Source organism: Hydrogenophaga sp. YM1 (assembly GCF_016903055.1).
Taxonomy (GTDB): Bacteria; Pseudomonadota; Gammaproteobacteria; order Burkholderiales; family Burkholderiaceae_C; genus Hydrogenophaga; species Hydrogenophaga borbori.
This window is the reverse complement of sequence record NZ_CP070223.1, coordinates 3,471,441-3,490,743: the sequence shown is the minus strand read 5'-3', so window position 1 is coordinate 3,490,743 and position 19,303 is coordinate 3,471,441. Positions and strand designations below refer to the sequence as shown.

Sequence of the window (19,303 nt, the reverse complement as noted above, 5' to 3'; positions counted from 1 at the left end):
GGTGTTGCGGTCACAATGCCTGCCCGAGCTTATACGCGCAACGATGACGCCCTTGTGGATCGACACGCACGCCCACCTCGACGCGCCCGAGTTCGCGGCCGCCGAGGTCGCGGCCCTGCGCAGCGAGGCGCGCGGGCGCGGCGTCGCGCGCTGCGTGATCCCCGCCGTGGCGCGCTCGAACTGGGACACGGTGCGCGAGCTCGCGCACCGGCTCGATGACGCCTACGCCCTGGGCATCCACCCAATGGGCGTGCCGGCCGCGCACGACGCCGACCTGGACGCGCTGGACGAGGCCCTGCGCGTCCACCGCGACGACCCGCGCCTGGTGGCGGTGGGCGAGATCGGCCTGGACTTCTTCGTGCCCGAACTCACCGAACCCGCGATGCGCGAGCGCCAGGTCCGCTTCTACCGCGCGCAGCTGCGCCTGGCGCGCCGCCATGGCCTGCCGGTGATCCTGCACGTGCGGCGCAGCGCCGACGCCCTGCTCAAGGGCCTGCGCGAGCTGCCGGTGGACGGCGGCATCGGCCACGCCTTCAACGGCAGCCTGGCGCAGGCGCTGGCCTTCACCGAACGCGGCTTCGCGCTGGGCTTCGGCGGCGCGTCCACCTTTGACACCGCGCGGCAGATACGCCGCCTGGCCGGCGAGCTGCCCATCGAGGCCCTGGTGCTGGAGACCGACGCGCCCGATATTCCGCCGCAGTGGCTGTATGCCACGGCCGCCGAGCGAGCGGCCGGCCAAGCCCAGGGCGTGAACCACCCGCGCGAGCTGCCGCGCATCGGCGCAGTGATCGCCGGCCTGCGCGGTGTGCCGGTGGACGCACTCGCGCAGGCCACGAGCGCGAACGCGCGGCGCGTGCTGCCGCGACTGGCGGCCCTGGCATGACGCGCCTGCTCGGCCTGCCCCCGGTGGCCGATGCGCGCACGCGGCTGGTGGTGTTGGGCAGCTTTCCGGGCGTGGCCTCGCTGCGCGCGCAGCAGTACTACGGGCACCCGCAGAACGCCTTCTGGAAGATCCTGGGCGCGCTGTGGGAGCTGCCGTTGGCCCAGGCCAGCTACGACCAGCGCGTGGCGGCCGTGCTCGAACGCGGCCTGGGCGTGTGGGACGTGTACGCCAGCTGCGAGCGCGAAGGCAGCCTGGACACCGCCATCCGCGCGGCCGAGCTGAACGATTTCGCGCAGCTGCGCCACCGCTGCCCCGAACTGCGCGCCATCGCGCACAACGGTGGCGAGAGTTTCCGCCACGCGCGGCTCACGCGCGCCTTCGGCCTGCCGGTGCACCGGCTGCCGTCCACCAGCCCCGCGAACGCCAGCTGGCCGTTCGAGCGCAAGCTCGCGGCCTGGGGGGAGTTGCTGCGCCAGTACGGCGTGGCCTGATCACCGAACGCAGAAGGAGCGTTTCCATGTCCCAGGTGTCCATCCTCGTCTTCGACATCTTCGGCACCGTCGTCGACTGGCACGGCAGCATCGTGCGCGAGCTGTCGGCCGCTCACCCGCAGGTGGACGCCGACGCCTTCGCGCGCGCCTGGCGCGAGGGCTACCAGCCCGCCATGCAGCGCGTGCGCAGCGGCGAGCGGGCCTGGACGCGCATCGACGAGCTGCACCGCGGCATCCTCGATGAGATCCTGCCGCGCTTCGGGCTCGACCACCTGGACGGGGCCCAGCGCGCCCAGCTCAATCGCGTGTGGCACCGGCTGGACCCCTGGCCCGACAGCGTGCCCGGCCTCACGCGGCTCAAGGCGCGCTTCACCCTCTGTTCGCTCTCCAACGGCAACATCGGCCTGCTCACGAACATGGCCAAGCGCGCGGGCCTGCCCTGGGACTGCGTGCTCTCGGCCGAGGTGTTTCGCGCCTACAAGCCCGACCCGCGCGTCTACCGGGGCGCGGCCGAGGTGTTCGATGTCTCGCCGGCCGAGGTGATGATGGTCGCCGCCCACCAGGACGACCTGGCCGCCGCGCGCGCCTGCGGCCTGGCCACGGCCTACATCGAGCGCCCGCTGGAGTTCGGCGCGGCGCACGTGAAGGACGTGTCGCCCGACCCGGCCAATACGCGCCACGCGCGCGACCTGCTGGACCTGGCGGACCAGCTCGGCTGCTGAAGCCGCCGCCCGGTCTGGCTTCAGCGCACCTCGATGCGCGCCACCGCGGCTTCGGCCAGCGGTTGGGCGGCGCCGAGGTTGTCCAGCATTTCGAGCTTGAGGTTGTAGGCGCCTGCGGGCGGCGCCAGCCAGACCTCGGTCTGCCCGTCGCGGAAGTCCATCACGGCAGGCGCGCCGCCGCCGGCGGGGGCCACGGTGAGCTTGAAGTGGCCGGTGTCGGGGATCTTCTGCGACATCTGCGCCACGTTGAGCAGCGAGGCGTGGAAGCGCACCAGGAAGGGCGGGCGCGGGCTGGCGCCGTCCGGCAGGTCGAGGGCCAGGCCCTTTTTCTGCAGCGTGGCCGGGTCGGTGGCGTTCTGGCGCGTGACGGTGATCCTGGCAGGCTTGCTGAAGACGAAGTGCGGCAGGTGCTTCTGGTCGGCCAGCAGCATGCGCAGCGTGTACTCGCCCGGCGCCAGGTTCAGCACGGTCTCCATCTGGCCCTTGCCGAAGTGGATGTACTGGTCGTTGAAGGGCAGGGCTTGCTTGAAGTTGAGCGGCAGGTCGCGGTTGACCAGCAGGTGGTGGTGGCCGCTCTTGCCGTGCCCGCTCTGCGCGATGGGCGCCAGGCCCCAGCCGCCCGAGAGACCGAACTTCAGCACGTACGGCGTCTCGATGCGGTCGCCGTCCTTGAGGTTGGTGAAATAGGCCTCGGCCGACAGCCGCGGCGGCGCCGCCTGCCAGGGGTGCACGGTGCGGGCCGGTTCGGGGGCCGACTGCGCGAGCGCGGCGCTGGCGCCCAGGGCGGCCACCAGGGCGATGGTGGGGCGAAGAACAGGGGCGGGGCGCTGGCGCATGGTCGGTCGGTGGGGGCACCGGTAGGGGCAGTGGCCCCTCAGTTTACGGGCCGGCCATGGCGGCGCTGCGTCGGAGAGGCCGTTTCGTCCATCAGGGGTGGTGGCGCCGCGGTCTCTTGGCGCTCGGCGCGGTCCTTCCAGCGCGCCACCCAGGCGCCTTGCGCGCGCAACGGCCCCCAGGCGGCGATGGCGCATTCCGTGCCGCAGGACAGCCGCGTGAGCGGGTGCTGGACCGGCCGGTGCGGCTTCAGGGGCTGGCCCGCGAAGGCGGCCAGCAGGTTGTGCGCCAGCGCGGCGCCCGTGCGCGCCGGGTCGGCGGCCTCGGGGCCGGCCGGGCCGTCGCGGCGCGCGGCGTGGCCCGCGGCGAACACGTTCGGGTGGCTCGTGCTCTGCTGGAAGCGGTTCACCAGCACCTGCCCGCCCTCGGCCAGCGCGAGCGGCGTGCCGCGCAGCCAGGTGGGCGCCTGCGCGGCGCCGGCCACCAGGGGCACGTCGCAGCGCAGCAGCGCGCCATTGGCCAGGCGCACCCCCTCGACCGTGATGCCCGTGCAGCGTTCGTTGAGCACGTGGATGCGCTGGCGCTTGAGCTCGCGCCGCACGCGCGAGGCCACGTCGGGCGGCAGCTCGCCGGCCAGCGCGCCGCCGTCGGTGAGCAGGGTGAGGATGCTGCCGGGCAGGCCCTCGGCGCGCAGGCGCTGGGCGGCGGCGAAGACCAGTTCGATGGCGGCCGCGCCCGAGCCGATGACGGCGATGGACAGCGGCCGCTCGTGCGCCATGTCGACCACGCGCGGCCACAGGCCCAGGAAAGCCTCGCTGGGGTAGCGCGCCAGCGCCTGCTCGCGCGCGCCGGGCAGGCGCTGCTCCAGCGCCTCGCGGTCGGTGCTGGCCGCGGTGTCCAGCGACAGCAGGTCGAAGGGCAGTTCGAGGGCGGCGCCACCGTCGGCCGGCGCGGCATGCACGCGCCGGCCCTCCAGGTCGAGCGCGAGGCAGCGCCCGGGCACCCAGCGGGCGTGGGCCAGGGTGAGCAGGCCCGACAGGCCCACGCGGCAGGCGTCGGCCGTGTACCGTCCCGCGACCACCGCCGGGACCAGGGGTTCGTGCACGGGCGCAGGGGGGGGCGCCAGCAGGGTGACCTGCAGGTCGGCTGGGTGGTGCCGCGTCAGCCGGGCCAGCACCTCGCGGTGGGCCGGGCCGGCGCCGATGAGAACGAGTCGGGTGATGCCGCTGCGCATGGGCCGCGATGGTACGGCCCCCGCGCCGGCGGGCTCAGCGAGGCCCGTGACGCCCCCGCCAGTGGTCCAGCGACCAGCGCCCCGGCCCGAACAGCGCCAGCGCTGCCAGCAGCGCGCCCCAGGTGAGGTGCTGCTGGAAGGCCGCTGGCGCGATCTCGCTCAGGCTGAGCACCGCCACCACGTTGACGACCGACAGCCCCAGCGCGGAAAAGCGCCCGGCCAGGCCCAGGGCCAGCAGCACCGGCAGCACCAGCTCGCCGGCCGTGCCCAGCGGCGCGGCCAGGGCCGGTGGCAGCAGGGGCACGTGGTATTCCTCGGTGAACAGCAGCAGGGTGGTGTCCCAGTCGCGGACCTTGGTCAGGCCCGAGAGGAAGAAGACCTGGGCGATGTAGAGCCGCGCCAGCAGCGCGCCCAGGTGCTGGGCGGCGTCGAGCAGGCGGGCCAGGGGCCGCCAGCCGGCGGCGATGCGGTGGCTGAAGGTGTTCGTGTTCATGGGTGGGCTCCGTCGGGGGTGTTGGGGCGGGGATCGGACACGGGCGCCACGCCCACGCACAGGCCGCTGCGCACGGCCTCGCGCAGCCAGCCGAGGGCGTCGATGGGGGCGGCGTCCAGGGCCTGCGCGAGCGTGCGGCCGGCCAGCAGCGCGGCCTCGAAAGGTGCGGTGGCGTGGTCCAGCGGCGTGAGCCGAACGGCCTGGCCCTGGCGCCAGACGCGCACGTTCTCGGCCACGCCGTCTCGCAGGCGGCGCGCGGCGGTGGCGAGGTCGGGCTCGCCGTGCAGGTGGGCGTCGAGCAGGCTGAGCACGGGCCAGGGGCTCAGCACCACGGCGGTGCCGGGCGCGAACCGCAGGCACAGGCGCTCGGGCGGTTCGCGTTCGAGCCAGGCGAAGCTGGCGGCGTCGGGGCTGGTGCCGTCCGCGCGGGTGGCGCCATGCAAGGCCCATTCGAGGCGCGCGACGTCGGACAGGTAGGGCAGGTGGGCGAGGCCGGGCTGGTGCGCCATGAACCCGGCCAGCGCGCCACCCCATTCGCCGAGCTCGCCGCGCGTGGGTGGGTGGTGGTGCCACAGGGCGCGCGCGAGCGTGGCGAAGGTGTCTTCGCCCAGCAGCGCGGCGACCACGGGGTAGGTGTCGATCAGGGCGCGTTCGGCGTGGGCGTGGGCGTTGGCGCGGTAGGCGCCGAGGCCGGGGCCGTGCCAGCGGGACTGGGGCCCGGGTGGGCGGGCCCGCAGCAGGGCGTCGAGCAACCCGCGCTGCTGGCGGGCGAGCCGGGCGTTCATGCGCAGGCCTCCGGGATGCGCGCGTTCAGCGCATCGACAGCCAGGGCCCGCGCGTGGGCGGCCTCGTCCAGCAGCACCGCCAGCGCGGGCAGGTCGGTGTCCCATTCGATCAGTGTCGGCACGGCACCGAAGCGTGCGACGGCGTGCCGGTACGCCTGCCACACCAGCGGGGACACGCGGCTGCCGTGGTCGTCGATCACGAGGTCGCCGCGGTCGTGGTGGCCGGCGAGGTGCAGCTCGGCCACGCAGGCGGGCGGTACCGCGTCGAGCCAGGCGCGCACGGCGGGCAGCGCTGCCTGGGCGCGCCCGGCGCGTTGCTCGTTCAGCGCGTTGACGACCAGGTTGTTGACGTCCACCAGCAGCCGGCAGCCCGTGCGCCGGCTCAGGGCCGCGAGGAAGTCGGCCTCGGTCATGTCGGCCTCGGGCCAGTGCACGTAGGCCGACAGGTTCTCCACCGCGATCGGGCGGCGCAGCCGGTCCTGCACGCGCTGCACGTTGGCGCACAGCACGGCGAGCGCGGCGCGCGTGAAGGGCAGGGGCAGCAGGTCGGCGGCGTGCACGGTCTGGCCTCTCCAGGTGCCGCGCGCGAAGCTGGCGTGCTCGCTCACGAAGCGCGGTTCGGTGGCGGCCACAAGTTCGGCCAGCCGGTCCAGGTGCCAGGGGTCGAGGCCCTCGGCCGAGCCCAGCGACAGGCCCACGCCGTGCAGGCTCAGGCCGTAGGACTCGCGGGCCTTCAGCAAGGGCGCCCTGAGGGCCGCGTGGGGCGCGAAGAAGTTCTCTGCGTGCACCTCGATGAAGTCGAGCGCGGGCCGCTGCTCGAGCAGCGCGCGCTGGTGCGGCGCGCGCCAGCCGATGCCCAGCGCTGGCGCGGCGGCCTCGTGTGCGGGGGCGGTCGGCATGGCGTGCGGCTTGATGCGGTCAGCCCTTCATCGAAGCCTTCTTGGCCTCGTCGGCCGACAGGCCGCCCATCTGTTTGCAGGTGCCTGCGGGCACGTACTTCCAGTCGCCCTTGTCCATGTCCATCTTGGCCTGGCCCGCGCAGGAGTGCGTGCCCGCGAGATTGGCGCAGTCGTTCTGCCCGGCCTTGGCGATGCCGTAGCACTTCTCCTTGCCGCTGTTCTGCGCCAGCGCGGGGGTGGAGAGCAAGGCCAGCGACATCAGGGAGCCGGCGGCGGCGGCGAGGAATTGGCGTTGGTTCATGGGAGGGACTCCTCAGACCCAGTGCCCACCGCGCGATGGCTCGGTGCAGGCGATCTGGTGGGTGTGTGTCGCGGCGGCGCGTGGGTTCTTACACCGCCTGTCGTGGCGCGCCGCCGCCGCCTTCACCTACACTGCCGCGCCATGCCTTCTCCAACGTTCGAACAGGAAGTGGCCGCGTCGCGCGGCTACCTCATGAAGTTCGCGCGCCTGCAGCTGCGCAACGAGACCTGGGCCGAGGACGCGGTGTCCGAAACCGTGCTCGCGGCCATCGCCAAGCCGCAGGCCTTCGAGCGCCGCGCGCAGCTGCGGACCTGGCTCGTGGGCATTCTCAAGCACAAGATCGTCGACGCGCTGCGCCACCAGGGGCGCGAGGTGGCGCTGGGGCAGGGCGAGGACGACCGGGCCGATCCGCTGGATGACTTGCCTTTCGACGCCGGCGGGCACTTTGCCGAGCGCCCGGCGGATTGGGGCAATCCCGAACAGGACCTGGGCAGCCGCCAGTTCCTGAGCGTGCTGGAGGCCTGCACCGAGAAACTGCCCGCCGCGCAAGGGCGCCTGTTCCTGATGCGCGAGTGGCTGGAGATGAGCAGCGAGGAGATCTGTAAGGCGCTGTCGCTCACGCCGACCAACCTGTACGTCCAGTTGCACCGGGCCCGCCTGCGCCTGCGCGAGTGCCTCGAACTCAACTGGTTTGCCCGCCGAGACGCCGCATGAAGCCCCTCTACCCATTGCGCCGCACCTGCAAGCAAGCCGTCGCGCTCATGATCGCGCGCGAGGACCGCGAGCTGCCGCGCCTGGAGCGCTGGGCCCTGCGGCTGCATCTGGTCGTGTGTAAGGCCTGCCCCAGTTTCGAGCGGCAGCTGCTGACCATGCGCCAGGCCATGGGCGCCTGGCGCCACTACAGCGACGACGAGTCCCGCTGAGCCGAGCCTGCGCGCTCGCGCGTGGAGCCATCAACCGTTCGCCTCTCGGGCAAGGCACCCAACGCCTCCAGCTGCGCAGCAAGCTTGCGCTGCGACAAACACGCCCGCCCTCTTGTGCACGACAGTGTCTTCGCATGGGATCGACCCATGAGCGCTTCAACAACCACTGAAGAGGATGCGTGATGAAGAAACTTTCGATGGCGGCGATGTTGGCCGCGGCCTTGCTGGGCGTGGGTGCTCAGGCCCAGGACCAGACACGAGACCAGATACGAGACCAGACGCAGGATCAGACGCGCGAGCTCTTGCGCGATCAGAACATCTACGGCTACCAGCTGATGACGCCCGTCGAGCGGGAGCAGTACCGCGCCCGTATGCGCGCCGCGCAAACCAATGAGGAGCGGGAACGCATTCGCGCGGAGAACCATGAGCGCATGGAAGCGCGGGCCCGCGAGAAAGGCGTCAACTTGCCCGATGTGCCGCCGCCCGGCCGCGGTCCCGGATTGGGCCCTGGCTCCGGCTCCGGCCCGGGCAGCGGAGGCGCTGGCCCCGGTGGCAGTGGATCCGGTCGCGGCCGTTGAGGCAGGCCGGCGGGCTTAGCTGAGCAGGGCCTGCGCGTACTCGCGCGCGTCGAAGGTTTCCAGGTCCTCGAGTTTTTCGCCCACGCCGATGAAGTACACCGGCACCGGCCGCTCGCGCGCGATGGCGCAGAGCACGCCGCCCTTGGCCGTGCCGTCCAGCTTGGTGATGACCAGGCCGGTGAGCTGCAGCGCCTCGTCGAAGGCCTTGACCTGCGCGAGCGCGTTCTGGCCGGTGTTGCCGTCGATGACCAGCAGCACCTCATGGGGCCCCGTGGGATCGGCCTTGTTCACCACGCGCTTGATCTTGCGCAGCTCCTCCATCAGGTGAAGCTGCGTGGGCAGGCGGCCGGCGGTGTCGACCAGCACCACGTCCTTGCCGCGCGCCCGGCCGGCGCTCACCGCGTCGAAGCACACGGCGGCCGGGTCGCCGCCTTCCTGGGTGACGATGTCGACCGTGTTGCGGTCGGCCCAGACCGCCAGCTGTTCGCGCGCCGCGGCGCGGAAGGTGTCGGCGGCGGCCAGCAGCACGCTCGCGCCTTCGTCGGCCAGGTGGCGCGTGAGCTTGCCGATGGAGGTGGTCTTGCCCGCGCCGTTCACGCCCGCGACCATGATCACGGTGGGCTTGTGCTCGCCGATGACCAGGGGTTTCTGCAAGGGCTTGAGCAGGTCGGCGATGGCCTCGGCCAGCAAGGCCTTCACGGCGGCGGGCTCGGTGGCCTTGGCCTCTTTCACGCGGCGGCGCAGGTCGTTCAGCAGGTGCTGCGTGGCCGACACGCCGCTGTCGGCCATGAGCAGGGCGGCCTCGAGCTCGTCGTACAGGTCCTCGTCGATGCGCGTGCCCGTGAACACGGTGGCGATGCCGCTGCCGGTGCGCCGCAGGCCGGACTTGAGTCGGTCGAGCCAGCCCTGGCGCGGGGCCGCGGGCGCGTCCACCGGGGCGGGCAGGGGCGCGGGGACGGGCGCCGGCACCGCCACGGGCGCCGGCGCCGATGGGGGTGCGGGACCGTCCGCGGGGGGCTGGGCGGCCGGCGCTTCAGGCGGGGGCGCGGGATTTTTTTTGCGAAAGAACGAGAACATTTCAGAATCTCTGGAATCCTTGGGATTCTATGAAACGCCTCCCGACGCTCCTGGGGCTGGTGCTGGTCGCGTCCATCGCGCGCGCCGCGCCCCCCCCCAACGCCGCCCCGGCGGTCCAGCAATTCACCCTCGCCAACGGCATGTCGCTGATCGTGCGGCCCGACCACCGCGCGCCCACAGCCGTGCACATGCTGTGGGTGCGCGTGGGCGCCATGGACGAGGTCGACGGCACCTCGGGCGTGGCGCACGCGCTCGAGCACATGATGTTCAAGGGCAGTGCCACGCTCAAGCCGGGCGAGTTCTCCGAGCGCGTGGCCGCGCTGGGCGGCCAGCAGAACGCCTTCACCAACCGCGACGCCACGGCCTACCACGAGCAGGTGCCGGCCGACCGGCTGGAGGCGGTGATGGCGCTCAATGCCGACCGCTTCGCCAGCAACCAGTGGCCCGACATCGAGTTCACGCGCGAGATCGAGGTGGTCAAGGAGGAGCGGCGCCAGCGCACCGAAGAGTCGCCGCGCGCGCGCCTGTTCGAGGCCTTCAATGCGATGGTCTGGCAGGCCAGTCCCTACCGCCGGCCCATCATCGGCTGGATGAGCGACATCGACGCCATGACACCGCAGGACGTGCGCGACTTCCACCAGCGCTGGTACGTGCCGGCCAATGCGGCCGTGGTGGTGGCCGGCGACGTGGACCCGCAGCGCGTGCGCGAGATCGCCGAGCGAACCTACGGGCGCATCCCGGCGCGCGCCGTGCCCGCGCGCAAGCCGCGCACGGAACCGGCCCAGCAGGGCCCGCGCCGGCTGGAGTACCGGGCCGTAGCCGACCAGGCCCTGGTGGTGCTGGCCTGGCACGCGCCGCGCTACAGCGGCAAGGACGACGCGGCCAGCCGCGACGCGCTGGCGCTGGCGGTGCTGTCGGGTGTGCTCGACGGCTACAGCGGTGCGCGCCTGGAGCGCGCGCTGGTGCAGGGGCAAGGCACGGGCGGGCAGCGCATCGCCGACAGCGCCAGCTCGGGTTACGGCCTGATGGGGCGCGGACCGCAGGTGTTCACGGCCTCGGCCGTGCCGGCGCGCGGCGTCACGCCCGAGGCCACCATGGCCGCGCTCAAGGCCGAGATTCAGCGGATCGCGCGCGAAGGCGTGAGCGAGGAAGAGCTGCAGCGCGTGAAGACGCAGTGGACCGCGTCCGAGGTCTACAAGCTGGACTCGGTCTTCAGCCAGGCGCAGGAGCAGGGCAGCTACTGGGTGAACGGCCTGCCCACCGACGCGGGCGAGCGCCTGATGGCGGGCCTGCGGGCCGTGACGGCCGAGCAGGTGCGCGCGGTGGCGGGCCGCTACTTCACGGACCGCACGCTCAACACCGGCGTGCTGGTGCCCGAGGTCCGGGCGGCGGAGGGCCGGCCATGAAAACGATGCGAGCCATTCGCCAAACGCTGGCCGCGCTGGGCCTGGCGCTGGGCCTGGGAGCGGCCTGGGCGGCCATCCCCATCGAGCATTGGGTGCACGCGAGCGGCACCCGGGTCTACCTGGTCAACAGCCCCTCGATCCCGATGGTCGACGTGCAGATGGACTTCGACGGCGGCAGCCGGCGAGAGCCGGCGGACCGCGCCGGCCTCGCCAATGCCACGGCCGGCCTGCTGGCGGGGGGCGTGGCCGCCTACGAGGGGCAGCCCGCGCGCGACGAAAACGCGCTGGCGGCGGCCTGGGTGGACCTGGGCGCGCAGTTCGACGCGAGCGCGGGCAGCGACCGCTTCTCGGTGCAGCTGCGCAGCCTGACCGACCCGGCGATCCTGCCGCGCGCCGTGGCCCTGGCGGCCCAGCAACTGGCGCGGCCCACCTGGCCCGAGGCGGTGTGGCAGCGTGACCGCGAGCGCTCGGTGGCGGCGCTGCGCGAGGCGTTGAACCGACCCTCCACCGTGGCCAGCCAGGCCTTCGGGCGCGCCGTGTACGGCGACCACCCCTATGGTCGCTTCGCCACGCCCGACACCCTGGCCGCCATCGCCGTGGACGACATGCGCGGCTTCTACCGCCGCCACGTCACGGCCTGCCGCGCGCAGGTGGTCATGGTGGGCGCGGTGGACCGCGCGGGCGCCGAGCGCATCGTCGACGCGCTGGTGCGCGCCATCGCGCCGAACGGCTGCGCCGAGCTGCCGCCGGTGGCCGAGGTGAAGCCCCTGGCCGCGTCCACGGAACAGCGCCTGCCCATGGCCGCCGCGCAGGCGCAGGTGCTCATGGGCCAGCCCGGCATCAAGCGCGACGACCCGGACTTCTTTCCCCTGCTCGTGGGCAACCACATCCTGGGTGGCAGCGGCTTCACCTCGCGCCTGACGCAGGAGGTGCGCGAGAAGCGCGGCCTGACCTATGGCGTGTACAGCTACTTTTCGCCCGGCCGCCACGCGGGGGCCTTCCAGATCGGCCTCAGCACCCGGCCCGATCAGGCCGACGAGGCCGTGCGCGTGGTGCGCGAAACCCTGGCGCGCTACGTGAGCGACGGCCCCAGCGAGGCCGAGCTCCAGGCCGCCAAGGACTACCTCATCAACGGCTTCGCGCTGCGCTTCGACAGCAACCGCAAGCTGCTCGACAACGTGGTCAACATCGCCTGGAACGGCCTGCCACTGGACTACCTCGATACCTGGACGCAGCGCGTGCGCGCGCTGAGCGTGGACGAGGTGCGCCGCGCCATGCAGCGGGTGGTGAAGCCCGATCGCCTGGCCACGGTCGTCGTCGGGGCGAAATAAGCACCACCCTCGCCGCGCTTCGCGCGACGCCCTCAAGGGGGCGACACCAGCCGTCCGGCGAAGCCGGCCCGACGGTGTCCCCGCCTGGGGGCTGGCGCACCCAGTAAGCTCGCGGGCATGAAACGGAACTCGGGCGCGCCGCCGCAGGAAGTCCGCCTGCTCGGCGGGCAATGGAAACGCAGCAAGCTGCCCGTGGCCGATCGGCCCGGGCTGCGGCCCACGCCCTCGCGCGTGCGCGAGACCTTGTTCAACTGGCTGGGCCAGGACCTGAGCGGCTGGCGCGGCCTGGACGCCTTCGCGGGCACGGGCGCGCTGGGGTTCGAGGCCGCCTCGCGCGGGGCGCGCGAGCTGCTGATGGTGGAGCAAGAGCCCGCGCTGGTGGCGCAGCTGCAGGCCGTGCGCGCGCGCCTGAAGGCCGAGGCCGTGCGCGTGCAGCGCGGCGACGGCCTGGCGGCCCTGCGCGCGGCGGCGGGGCAGGGCCTGGACGTGGTCTTCCTCGACCCCCCTTTCGAGGCCAGCGGCCTGTTCGAGCCCGCGCTGCGCGCCGCGCGCGAGGCCGTGTCGGCCGAGGGATTCGTCTACCTGGAGGCCCCGCGCCCCTGGACCGAGGCCGAATTGGCGCCTCTGGGCCTGGCCCTGCACCGGCACGGCCGCGCGGGCGCCGTGGCCTTTCACCTGCTGCGCCCGGTCGCGCCCTGAGCCCACGGGATAATCCCCCCATGCCCGAGACCACCGCCCGCATCGCCGTCTACAGCGGCACCTTCGACCCCATCACCCTCGGCCACGAGGACGTGGTGCGCCGCGCCGCCGGCCTGTTCGACGAGGTGATCGTGGCCGTGGCCGTGGCCCACCACAAGAAGACCCAGTTCGGCCTGAACGAGCGCCTGGCGATGGTGGCGCAGGCCGCGCAGCGCCTGCCGGGCCGCGTGCGCGCGCTGCCCTTCGACGGGCTGATCATGGACTTCTGCCGCGAGCATGGCGCCCAGGCTGTGGTGCGCGGCATCCGCAACCTCACCGACTTCGACTACGAAGCGCAGATGGCGGCCATGAACCGCAAGCTGCACCCGGGCGTGGAGACGGTCTTCCTGCTGCCTCAGGCCGACCTGCAGTGCATCAGCAGCACCCTGGTGCGCGAGATCTCCAAGCTCGGCGGCGACGTGTCGACCATGGTGCATCCCTCGGTGGCCGCGCGGCTCGTGCCGCCGCCGCTGCAGGCCTGAGGGGAGGACCGCCATGGCGCTGATGATCACCGACGAGTGCATCAACTGCGACGTCTGCGAGCCCGAGTGCCCGAACCAGGCGATCTCCATGGGCGAGGAGTTCTACGTGATCGAGCCCTCGCGCTGCACCGAGTGCGTGGGCCACTTCGAGGAGCCGCAGTGCGTGCAGGTCTGCCCTGTGTCCTGCATCCCGGTCAACCCGGCGCATGTGGAGTCCAAGGAGACGCTGTGGCAGAAGTACCAGCGCCTGCAGAAGGCCGGTCAGGGCTTGTCGTCGGCCTCGGGTGAGGCACCACCGGCCTGAGGCGGCGCGGCGGGCCGCGGCGGCTTCGGCCGGGGCGGCTTGCTGGTGTGGATCAGGGCGGTGGCCTTGTCCATTTCGCCCGCGATGAGCTGGGGCAGGGCCTTGAGGCAACGGTCCAGCGCCTGCGCGATGGCGATGCGGTCGTCGGGCGAGGGCTTCTTGAGCACCCAGTTCGCCACCTCGTTCTTGTTGCCCGGGTGGCCGATGCCGATGCGCAGGCGCCAGTAGTCGGCGCTGCCCAGCTGCGCGTGGATGTCGCGCAGTCCGTTGTGGCCCGCGTGGCCGCCGCCCTTCTTGAGCTTGGCCTCGCCGGGGGGCAGGTCCAGCTCGTCGTGCACCACCAGCACCTCCTCGGGCGCGATCTTGTAGAAGCGCGCCAGCGAGCCCACCGATTTGCCCGAGAGGTTCATGAAGGTCTGCGGCTCGACCAGCCAGACCGTCTGGCCGCCCACGTTGGCGCGCGCCACCAGGCCGAAGTGCGAGCGCTCCATCTGCAGCGAGACCTTGAGCAGGCGCGCGGCCTCGTCCACCCACCAGAAGCCGGCGTTGTGCCGCGTCTGTTCGTACTCGGGGCCCGGGTTGCCCAGGCCGGCGATGAGCTTGATCATGGGGCGCGATTGTCCCAAAAGAAAAGGCCCACGCGGGGCGGGCCTTGGGGGGAGGGGAAGTGGGTTCCGGCGCCGGGCCGCCCCGAGCCGGAACGCGCCCCCCAGGAGGAGCGGCGACCCGTGCAGCGGCGCAGCGTGGGGAACCTGTTTACTTCTTGCCCTTGCCCTTCTTCTTGTCGTCGGCGGGAGCGGCGGCCACCGGTGCGGCCACCACTTCTTCCACCGGCTCCACCACGGTGGCGACGGTGATGTCCTTGCGGCCGTGGGTGACGATCTTCACGCCCTTGGGCAGCTTGATGTCGCCGGCGTGCACGGTGGCACCCTTGGTGACCTGGCTCAGGTCCACGGTGATGTGCTCGGGCAGCTGGGTGGCCAGGCACTCGATCTCGATGTCGTTGATCACGTGGTTGACCAGGCACTTGTCGAGCTTGACGGCCGGCGACTCTTCGGCACCGGTGAAGTGCAGCGGCACCTTCTTGCGCAGGCGGGTCTTGTCGTCCACGCGCTGGAAGTCGACGTGCAGCACCTGCGGCTTGAACGGGTGGTATTGCACATCGCGCAGCAGGACCTTCTCGACCTTGCCGTTGAGCTCCATGTCGAGGATGGAGGCGTGGAAAGCTTCCTTCTTGAGGGCGTGCCACAGCGCGTTGTGATCGAGTTCGATCGAGACGGGGGCGGTGGTGCCACCAAAAACGATACCGGGCGCGCGACCGGTGATGCGCAGGCGGCGGCTCGCACCCGTGCCCTGCTTGGCGCGCTCGAAAGCGACGAATTGCATGACTGACTCCAGTTGAGGGGTTCCGCGACCAGAACGCCTCGGGTTGACGAAGGCCGCCTCGCGGCGGCCGGGGCTATCGTCCGTCGATCAGAACAGGTTGTCCTGGTCGGCGAACAGACTCATGACCGACTCGCCTGAGGCAATGCGCGCGATCGACTCGGCGATCAGCGGCGCCACGGAGAGCTGGCGGATCTTGCCGCAGGCCTGGGCGGACTGCGACAGGGGAATGGTGTTGGTGACGACCACCTCGTCGAGTGCGCTGCCCTTGGCGATGCGCTCGATCGCGGGGCCCGAGAAGATGGGGTGCGTGCAGTAGGCGTAGACCTTCTTGGCGCCGCGCTCCTTGAGCACCTCGGCCGCCTTCACCAGCGTGCCGGCGGTGTCGATCATGTCGTCCATGATCACGCAGTTGCGGCCTTCGATGTCGCCGATCACGTGCATCACCTCGGACACGTTGGCCTTGGGGCGGCGCTTGTCGATGATGGCCATGTCGCAGTTGAGCTGCTTGGCCAGCGCGCGCGCGCGCACCACGCCGCCCACGTCGGGCGAGACCACCAGCAGGTCTTCGTAGTTCTTGGTGCGCAGGTCGCCCAGCAGCACGGGCGAGGCGTAGATGTTGTCGACCGGGATGTCGAAGAAGCCCTGGATCTGGTCGGCGTGCAGGTCCATGGTCAGCACGCGCTGAACGCCCACGGTCTGCAGCATGTTGGCCACGACCTTGGCGCTGATGGGCACGCGGCTGGAGCGCGGGCGGCGGTCCTGGCGGGCGTAGCCGTAGTAGGGGATGACGGCGGAGATGCGCTCGGCCGAGGCGCGCTTGAGCGCGTCGACCATGATGAGCAGCTCCATCAGGTTCTCGTTCGTGGGCGCGCAGGTGGACTGCACCACGAACACATGGCGGGCGCGCACGTTCTGGGTGATCTCGACGGTGACCTCGCCGTCGGAGAAGCGGCCCACGGTGGCCGCGCCGAGCTGCGTGCCCAGGTGCTGGGCGATCTCGGCCGCCAGCACGGGGTTCGCGTTGCCGGTGAAGATCATGTAATCCGGGGGCTGAACTTGCATGGCATTCCCAGCGGTCTGGCGGCCACCGGCGGGGCCGCGATCAAAAAACAACGGCCATCAACGATGGCCAGTGTGAGTGATGTCAGAAAAACGGTGGCAGGGGAGGAAGGACTCGAACCCTCGCATGCCGGAATCAAAATCCGGTGCCTTTACCAACTTGGCGACTCCCCTACGCTGGAGATCCGTGGCGAAACCACGAACCACCGAATTGTCGCAGGTTGCTCAACCGCTGCGCCGTCTGGTGGGCCGGCCGTTCAGCCGTCGCACCAATCGAGCAATGGATGGGCATCCATGTTGCTGCAAACCCGCACCTGCCAGGACGCTGGCGCCGGACCGAGAACCGGGTTCGCGCCGCACGGTGCGAACACCGCCGTTCCCGAACCGGTCATGCGCCCCGACAGACCTTGGTCTGTCAGCCAGTGAAGGCATTCACCGACCTCGGGGCACAGGGCCCGTGCCACCGGCTCCAGATCGTTGTGGCCGAAGGCCATCAGCGAATCGAGGTTGCCGTTTGCAGCAAAGCCTTGGATTGTAGCAGTTTTCGAATCGCGTTTGAGCGCTGGGTCGGCAAAGATCTGCGGCGTCGACGCTCCCCCCGGGGGTTTGACCAGCACGAGGTGGCCGCGCGGCAGCGCGATGGGCGTCAGGCGCTCGCCGATGCCTTCGACCCAGGCGTGATGTCCGCCGATGAAGAAGGGCACGTCGGCGCCCAGCGCGAGGCCGATGCGCGCGAGCGCCTCGCGCCGCAGGTTCAGGTTCCACAGCCGGTTGAGCGCCAGCAGCGTGCTGGCGGCGTCCGACGAGCCGCCGCCCAGGCCGGCCTGGGCCGGCAGGTGTTTGTCCAGGGTGATGCGCACGCCTTGCGTGCAGCCCGTGGCCTGGCGCAGGGCGCGGGCCGCGCGCACGCACAGGTCGTCCGCGGGCAGCGCGCCGGGCGCGCTGTCCACGCGCTCGATGGCGCCGCTGTCCAGGCGCTCGAAATGCAGGTGGTCGCACCAGTCGATGAGCATGAACACCGACTGCAGCTCGTGGTAGCCGTCCGGGCGGCGGCCCACGATGTGCAGGAACAGGTTGACCTTGGCCGGCGCGGGAACGTCGTACAGGCGCTTCATGGCTGCTCGAACACCAGCCGCAGCTCGGCCGAGGGCTGGGGCTGCTCGCGCCGGGCCACCAGGCGGCCGCTGGCGTGCTGCGAAAGGTCGACGCGCCAGCCGCCGGCCGGGGCGTCGCGGCCGGCCAGCCAGTCGAACATGGCCAGCACGGGCAGTGGGGCGCCGCTGAGTTCGGCGGTGAGCGCGTCCAGGCTGTCGCGGCGGGTGGTGTGATTGCCGCGCTGCAATTCGGCGCCCCGGGCGGACCAGCGCACCGTGGCCAGGGTCTGACCGAGCGCCGATGTGAGCTGCAACTCGCCGGTATCGGCGCTGCCGCGCAGGTCGAACAGGGCCGAGAAGGCTTGGGGCGGCGCGCTGTCCACGCGCAGCGCGAGCCGACCGGTCCAGGCGGTTTCGCCGGGCGCGCGCGGGCGGCGTGGCGTGGCGCAGCCGGCCAGGGCGGCGGCCAGGGCGACCATGGCCGAACGCCGGGTGAAGGCGCAGGCCGGCGTCACGGCTCGACGTTCAGGCGCTTGAGCGTGCTCTTCAGCGTCTCGTTGTCGCCGGCGAGCGCCAGGCCCTCCCGCCAGACGCGGCGGGCGTCGTCGCGCTGCCCCTTCACCCAGAGCACCTCGCCCAGGTGGGCGGCGATCTCGGGGTCGGGGCGCTTGCCATAGGCGTCGCGCAGGATGTTCAGCGCGCGCTCGGTGTTGCCCAGGCGGAACTCGACCCAGCCCAGGCTGTCCTGGATGTAGGCGTCGTTGGGCGCCATGGACACGGCCTTTTCGATGAGCTGCTTGGCCTCAGCCAGGCGCTCGTTGCGGTCGGCCAGGGAGTAGCCCAGCGCGTTGTAGGCGTGGTGGTGGTTCGGATCGATGGCAATGAGCTGGCGCAGCAGGCGCTCCATGTCGGCGGGCTGGCCGGCCTTGTCGCCCATCATGGCCTGCTCGTAGAGCAGCTCGGTGTCCTGCGGGAAGCGCTGCACGGCTTCGCCGTAGACCTGGTAGGCCTCGCGCCAGGCCTTGAACTCGCGCAGCAGCTGGGCTTCGCTGATCAGCTTGAGGCGCGCGTCGTCGGGCCGGCGCTCGGGCTGGCTGCGCAACAGGGCGCGGGCCTCATCGAGCCGGCCCTGGCGGGCCAGAACCGAGGCGCGGCGCATCTGCGCGGCCATGATTTCCTCGGGGTTGTCGATGCGGTCGATCCAGGCGTTGGCGGCGATGTAGTCTTGCTGCTTCTCGGCGATCTCGGCCTTGAGCAGGTAGGCCTGAGTGAGCGCGCGGCGCGTGCGCTCGTCGTTGGCGTCGCTCACCAGCTGCAGGTAGGTGTCGAGCGACACGTCGGCGGCGGGCAAGGCGTTGTCGCGCACCTGGAGCATGCCCAGCAGCAGCCAGGGGTCGGGCTGCTGCGGCGCGCGGGTGGTGAGCCGCTCCAGTTGCACGCGCGCGTCGCGCAGGCGACCCAGGTCCAGCAGCACGCGGGCGTAGGCGGTGGAGATGGTCGTGTTGGCGGGGTCCTTGGCGCGGGCGGCGTCGATGTGCTCGCGCACCACCGGCTCGGCCTCGGCCTGGCCGCGCTCCAGCAGTTCCAGCGCCAGCAGCGCGGGGTAGGGCGAGGTCGGGTCCGCCGCGTGCCCGCGCCGCGCGGCGTCGGTGGCGGCGACCGGACGGTCGAGGTCGAGTTCGAGCCGGCCGATGGTGGACCAGGCCGCGCCCGCGTGGGCCGGCTGGGTCAGGAAGGGGGCCAGGGCCTCGCGCGTGGCGGCCAGCACCTGGGCCTTGTCGCTCACCCGGGCGTACATCTGGGGAATGGCCGCGATGCCGCCGTTGCGGTCGTCGGCCGGCGTCGCCATCAGCACGGCGCGCAGGGGAGCCGCGGTCTCGCTCACCCGGCCCAGGGACAGCAGCGTGAGCAGCGTGAAGCGGCTGGCGTCGGCGTCGCTGGGGATGTCTCGGGCCCAGGCGCGCGCGGCGGCCAGCGCGGCGTCGACCTGGCGCGATTGCAGCGCGACCTCGACGGCCCGGCGGTAGAGCTCGGGGTTCTTCTGCTGCTGGGCCGCCTCGAGAAAGAGGGAGTAGCCCGCGCCGGGGTCGCCGCCGCGCACATTGAGCTCGCCCAGCAGCAGCTGATAGAACAAGGGCGCGTCGAGCGAGGAACTGCTGGCAGCCGGGTTGAGCGGGCTTTGTGCCAGGGCCGCCGGACCGGCCAATGCGCCGGCGCAGGCCAGCACGATCAGCGGGAGGCGAAGACGTCTGTGCAGCGGCGCGGGTTTCATCGGGTCATGAT

24 protein-coding genes and 1 tRNA gene are annotated in these 19,303 nt (G+C 72.0%); 11 read left to right on the top strand and 14 right to left on the bottom strand.

Annotation, left to right across the window (positions count from 1 at the left end; all coding sequences use genetic code 11):
- Window positions 1-43 precede the first annotated feature (43 nt).
- The 3 genes from JNX00_RS16470 to JNX00_RS16460 are packed head-to-tail and all read left to right on the top strand — an operon-like array spanning window position 44 to window position 2,096.
- Window positions 44-883 carry a TatD family hydrolase gene (locus tag JNX00_RS16470; RefSeq protein ID WP_204742912.1) on the top strand — a complete coding sequence of 280 codons (840 nt, stop codon included), beginning with the start codon at window positions 44-46 and terminating at the stop codon, window positions 881-883.
- Complete coding sequence (locus JNX00_RS16465) at window positions 880-1,374, top strand: DNA-deoxyinosine glycosylase (protein ID WP_070397411.1); 495 nt, start codon at window positions 880-882, stop codon at window positions 1,372-1,374. The genes JNX00_RS16470 and JNX00_RS16465 overlap by 4 nt, the downstream gene beginning before the upstream one ends.
- A gap of 26 nt (window positions 1,375-1,400) precedes the next feature.
- Window positions 1,401-2,096 (top strand): haloacid dehalogenase type II, encoded by a 696-nt coding sequence (locus JNX00_RS16460; RefSeq protein WP_070397412.1) that lies wholly within the window; start codon window positions 1,401-1,403, stop codon window positions 2,094-2,096.
- A 20-nt stretch (window positions 2,097-2,116) separates the two neighbouring features.
- On the opposite strand, the gene JNX00_RS16455 is transcribed toward JNX00_RS16460, so the two are convergent.
- Genes JNX00_RS16455 through JNX00_RS16430 form a run of 6 tightly spaced genes read right to left on the bottom strand, consistent with a single transcriptional unit; the run spans window position 2,117 to window position 6,642 of the window.
- The gene (locus tag JNX00_RS16455) at window positions 2,117-2,932 is read right to left on the bottom strand and encodes a DUF4399 domain-containing protein (RefSeq protein ID WP_204742911.1); all 816 of its coding nucleotides are present in this window, start codon (window positions 2,930-2,932) and stop codon (window positions 2,117-2,119) included.
- A gap of 38 nt (window positions 2,933-2,970) precedes the next feature.
- Window positions 2,971-4,164 (bottom strand): FAD-dependent oxidoreductase, encoded by a 1,194-nt coding sequence (locus JNX00_RS16450; RefSeq protein WP_204742910.1) that lies wholly within the window; start codon window positions 4,162-4,164, stop codon window positions 2,971-2,973.
- A 34-nt stretch (window positions 4,165-4,198) separates the two neighbouring features.
- Complete coding sequence (locus JNX00_RS16445; protein ID WP_204742909.1) at window positions 4,199-4,657, bottom strand: DoxX family protein; 459 nt, start codon at window positions 4,655-4,657, stop codon at window positions 4,199-4,201.
- On the bottom strand, window positions 4,654-5,442 hold the full coding sequence (locus JNX00_RS16440) for a DNA-binding domain-containing protein (protein ID WP_204742908.1): 789 nt from the start codon (window positions 5,440-5,442) through the stop codon (window positions 4,654-4,656). The genes JNX00_RS16445 and JNX00_RS16440 overlap by 4 nt, the downstream gene beginning before the upstream one ends.
- Window positions 5,439-6,341, bottom strand: a complete 903-nt coding sequence (locus tag JNX00_RS16435) for a DUF692 domain-containing protein (protein WP_204742907.1) — start codon at window positions 6,339-6,341, stop codon at window positions 5,439-5,441. The genes JNX00_RS16440 and JNX00_RS16435 overlap by 4 nt, the downstream gene beginning before the upstream one ends.
- Before the next feature lie 19 nt (window positions 6,342-6,360).
- On the bottom strand, window positions 6,361-6,642 hold the full coding sequence (locus tag JNX00_RS16430) for a DUF2282 domain-containing protein (RefSeq protein WP_070397418.1): 282 nt from the start codon (window positions 6,640-6,642) through the stop codon (window positions 6,361-6,363).
- A gap of 141 nt (window positions 6,643-6,783) precedes the next feature.
- Between JNX00_RS16430 and JNX00_RS16425 the strand changes: the two genes are divergently transcribed.
- The 3 genes from JNX00_RS16425 (at window position 6,784) to JNX00_RS16415 (ending at window position 8,143) form a co-directional block, all read left to right on the top strand.
- Entirely contained in the window at window positions 6,784-7,356 is a 573-nt protein-coding gene (locus JNX00_RS16425; protein WP_204742906.1) for a sigma-70 family RNA polymerase sigma factor, read from the top strand.
- A complete protein-coding gene (locus JNX00_RS16420) occupies window positions 7,353-7,565 on the top strand; it encodes a zf-HC2 domain-containing protein (RefSeq protein WP_204742905.1) in 213 nt (70 codons plus the stop codon). Before JNX00_RS16425 ends, JNX00_RS16420 begins: the two co-directional genes overlap by 4 nt.
- Window positions 7,566-7,747: 182 nt before the next feature.
- Window positions 7,748-8,143: a hypothetical protein gene (locus JNX00_RS16415; protein ID WP_204742904.1), complete on the top strand. Its 396-nt coding sequence runs from the start codon at window positions 7,748-7,750 to the stop codon at window positions 8,141-8,143.
- A gap of 15 nt (window positions 8,144-8,158) precedes the next feature.
- Here JNX00_RS16415 and ftsY read toward each other — a convergent pair whose 3' ends face one another.
- Window positions 8,159-9,220, bottom strand: coding sequence for a signal recognition particle-docking protein FtsY (gene ftsY / locus JNX00_RS16410; protein WP_204742903.1), 1,062 nt, complete (start codon window positions 9,218-9,220; stop codon window positions 8,159-8,161).
- A 29-nt stretch (window positions 9,221-9,249) separates the two neighbouring features.
- On the opposite strand from ftsY, the gene JNX00_RS16405 reads away from it, so the two are divergent.
- From JNX00_RS16405 to JNX00_RS16385, 5 genes are all read left to right on the top strand, one after another.
- Window positions 9,250-10,626, top strand: coding sequence for a pitrilysin family protein (locus tag JNX00_RS16405; RefSeq protein WP_204742902.1), 1,377 nt, complete (start codon window positions 9,250-9,252; stop codon window positions 10,624-10,626).
- Complete coding sequence (locus JNX00_RS16400; protein WP_204742901.1) at window positions 10,623-11,957, top strand: pitrilysin family protein; 1,335 nt, start codon at window positions 10,623-10,625, stop codon at window positions 11,955-11,957. The genes JNX00_RS16405 and JNX00_RS16400 overlap by 4 nt, the downstream gene beginning before the upstream one ends.
- Before the next feature lie 117 nt (window positions 11,958-12,074).
- Window positions 12,075-12,656 (top strand): 16S rRNA (guanine(966)-N(2))-methyltransferase RsmD, encoded by a 582-nt coding sequence (rsmD, locus tag JNX00_RS16395; protein ID WP_204742900.1) that lies wholly within the window; start codon window positions 12,075-12,077, stop codon window positions 12,654-12,656.
- A gap of 20 nt (window positions 12,657-12,676) precedes the next feature.
- On the top strand, window positions 12,677-13,177 hold the full coding sequence (gene coaD / locus JNX00_RS16390; protein ID WP_204742899.1) for a pantetheine-phosphate adenylyltransferase: 501 nt from the start codon (window positions 12,677-12,679) through the stop codon (window positions 13,175-13,177).
- A 13-nt stretch (window positions 13,178-13,190) separates the two neighbouring features.
- Window positions 13,191-13,481, top strand: a complete 291-nt coding sequence (locus JNX00_RS16385) for a YfhL family 4Fe-4S dicluster ferredoxin (protein ID WP_070397427.1) — start codon at window positions 13,191-13,193, stop codon at window positions 13,479-13,481.
- On the opposite strand, the gene pth is transcribed toward JNX00_RS16385, so the two are convergent.
- The 7 genes from pth to JNX00_RS16350 all read right to left on the bottom strand — a co-directional run bounded on the left by pth (window position 13,439) and on the right by JNX00_RS16350 (window position 19,292).
- The gene (pth, locus tag JNX00_RS16380; protein WP_070397428.1) at window positions 13,439-14,089 is read right to left on the bottom strand and encodes an aminoacyl-tRNA hydrolase; all 651 of its coding nucleotides are present in this window, start codon (window positions 14,087-14,089) and stop codon (window positions 13,439-13,441) included. The two genes, JNX00_RS16385 and pth, sit on opposite strands and share 43 nt — an antisense overlap.
- 148 nt (window positions 14,090-14,237) lie before the next feature.
- The gene (locus tag JNX00_RS16375; RefSeq protein ID WP_070397429.1) at window positions 14,238-14,867 is read right to left on the bottom strand and encodes a 50S ribosomal protein L25/general stress protein Ctc; all 630 of its coding nucleotides are present in this window, start codon (window positions 14,865-14,867) and stop codon (window positions 14,238-14,240) included.
- A gap of 87 nt (window positions 14,868-14,954) precedes the next feature.
- On the bottom strand, window positions 14,955-15,929 hold the full coding sequence (locus tag JNX00_RS16370) for a ribose-phosphate pyrophosphokinase (protein ID WP_070397430.1): 975 nt from the start codon (window positions 15,927-15,929) through the stop codon (window positions 14,955-14,957).
- Between the two features lie 94 nt (window positions 15,930-16,023).
- Window positions 16,024-16,100 (bottom strand) — tRNA-Gln (locus JNX00_RS16365).
- A gap of 83 nt (window positions 16,101-16,183) precedes the next feature.
- On the bottom strand, window positions 16,184-17,041 hold the full coding sequence (gene ispE, locus JNX00_RS16360) for a 4-(cytidine 5'-diphospho)-2-C-methyl-D-erythritol kinase (RefSeq protein WP_204742898.1): 858 nt from the start codon (window positions 17,039-17,041) through the stop codon (window positions 16,184-16,186).
- Window positions 17,038-17,535 carry a lipoprotein insertase outer membrane protein LolB gene (locus JNX00_RS16355; protein WP_239478165.1) on the bottom strand — a complete coding sequence of 166 codons (498 nt, stop codon included), beginning with the start codon at window positions 17,533-17,535 and terminating at the stop codon, window positions 17,038-17,040. Before JNX00_RS16355 ends, ispE begins: the two co-directional genes overlap by 4 nt.
- Window positions 17,532-19,292, bottom strand: coding sequence for a tetratricopeptide repeat protein (locus JNX00_RS16350; protein ID WP_204742897.1), 1,761 nt, complete (start codon window positions 19,290-19,292; stop codon window positions 17,532-17,534). Before JNX00_RS16350 ends, JNX00_RS16355 begins: the two co-directional genes overlap by 4 nt.
- Window positions 19,293-19,303: the final 11 nt, after the last annotated feature.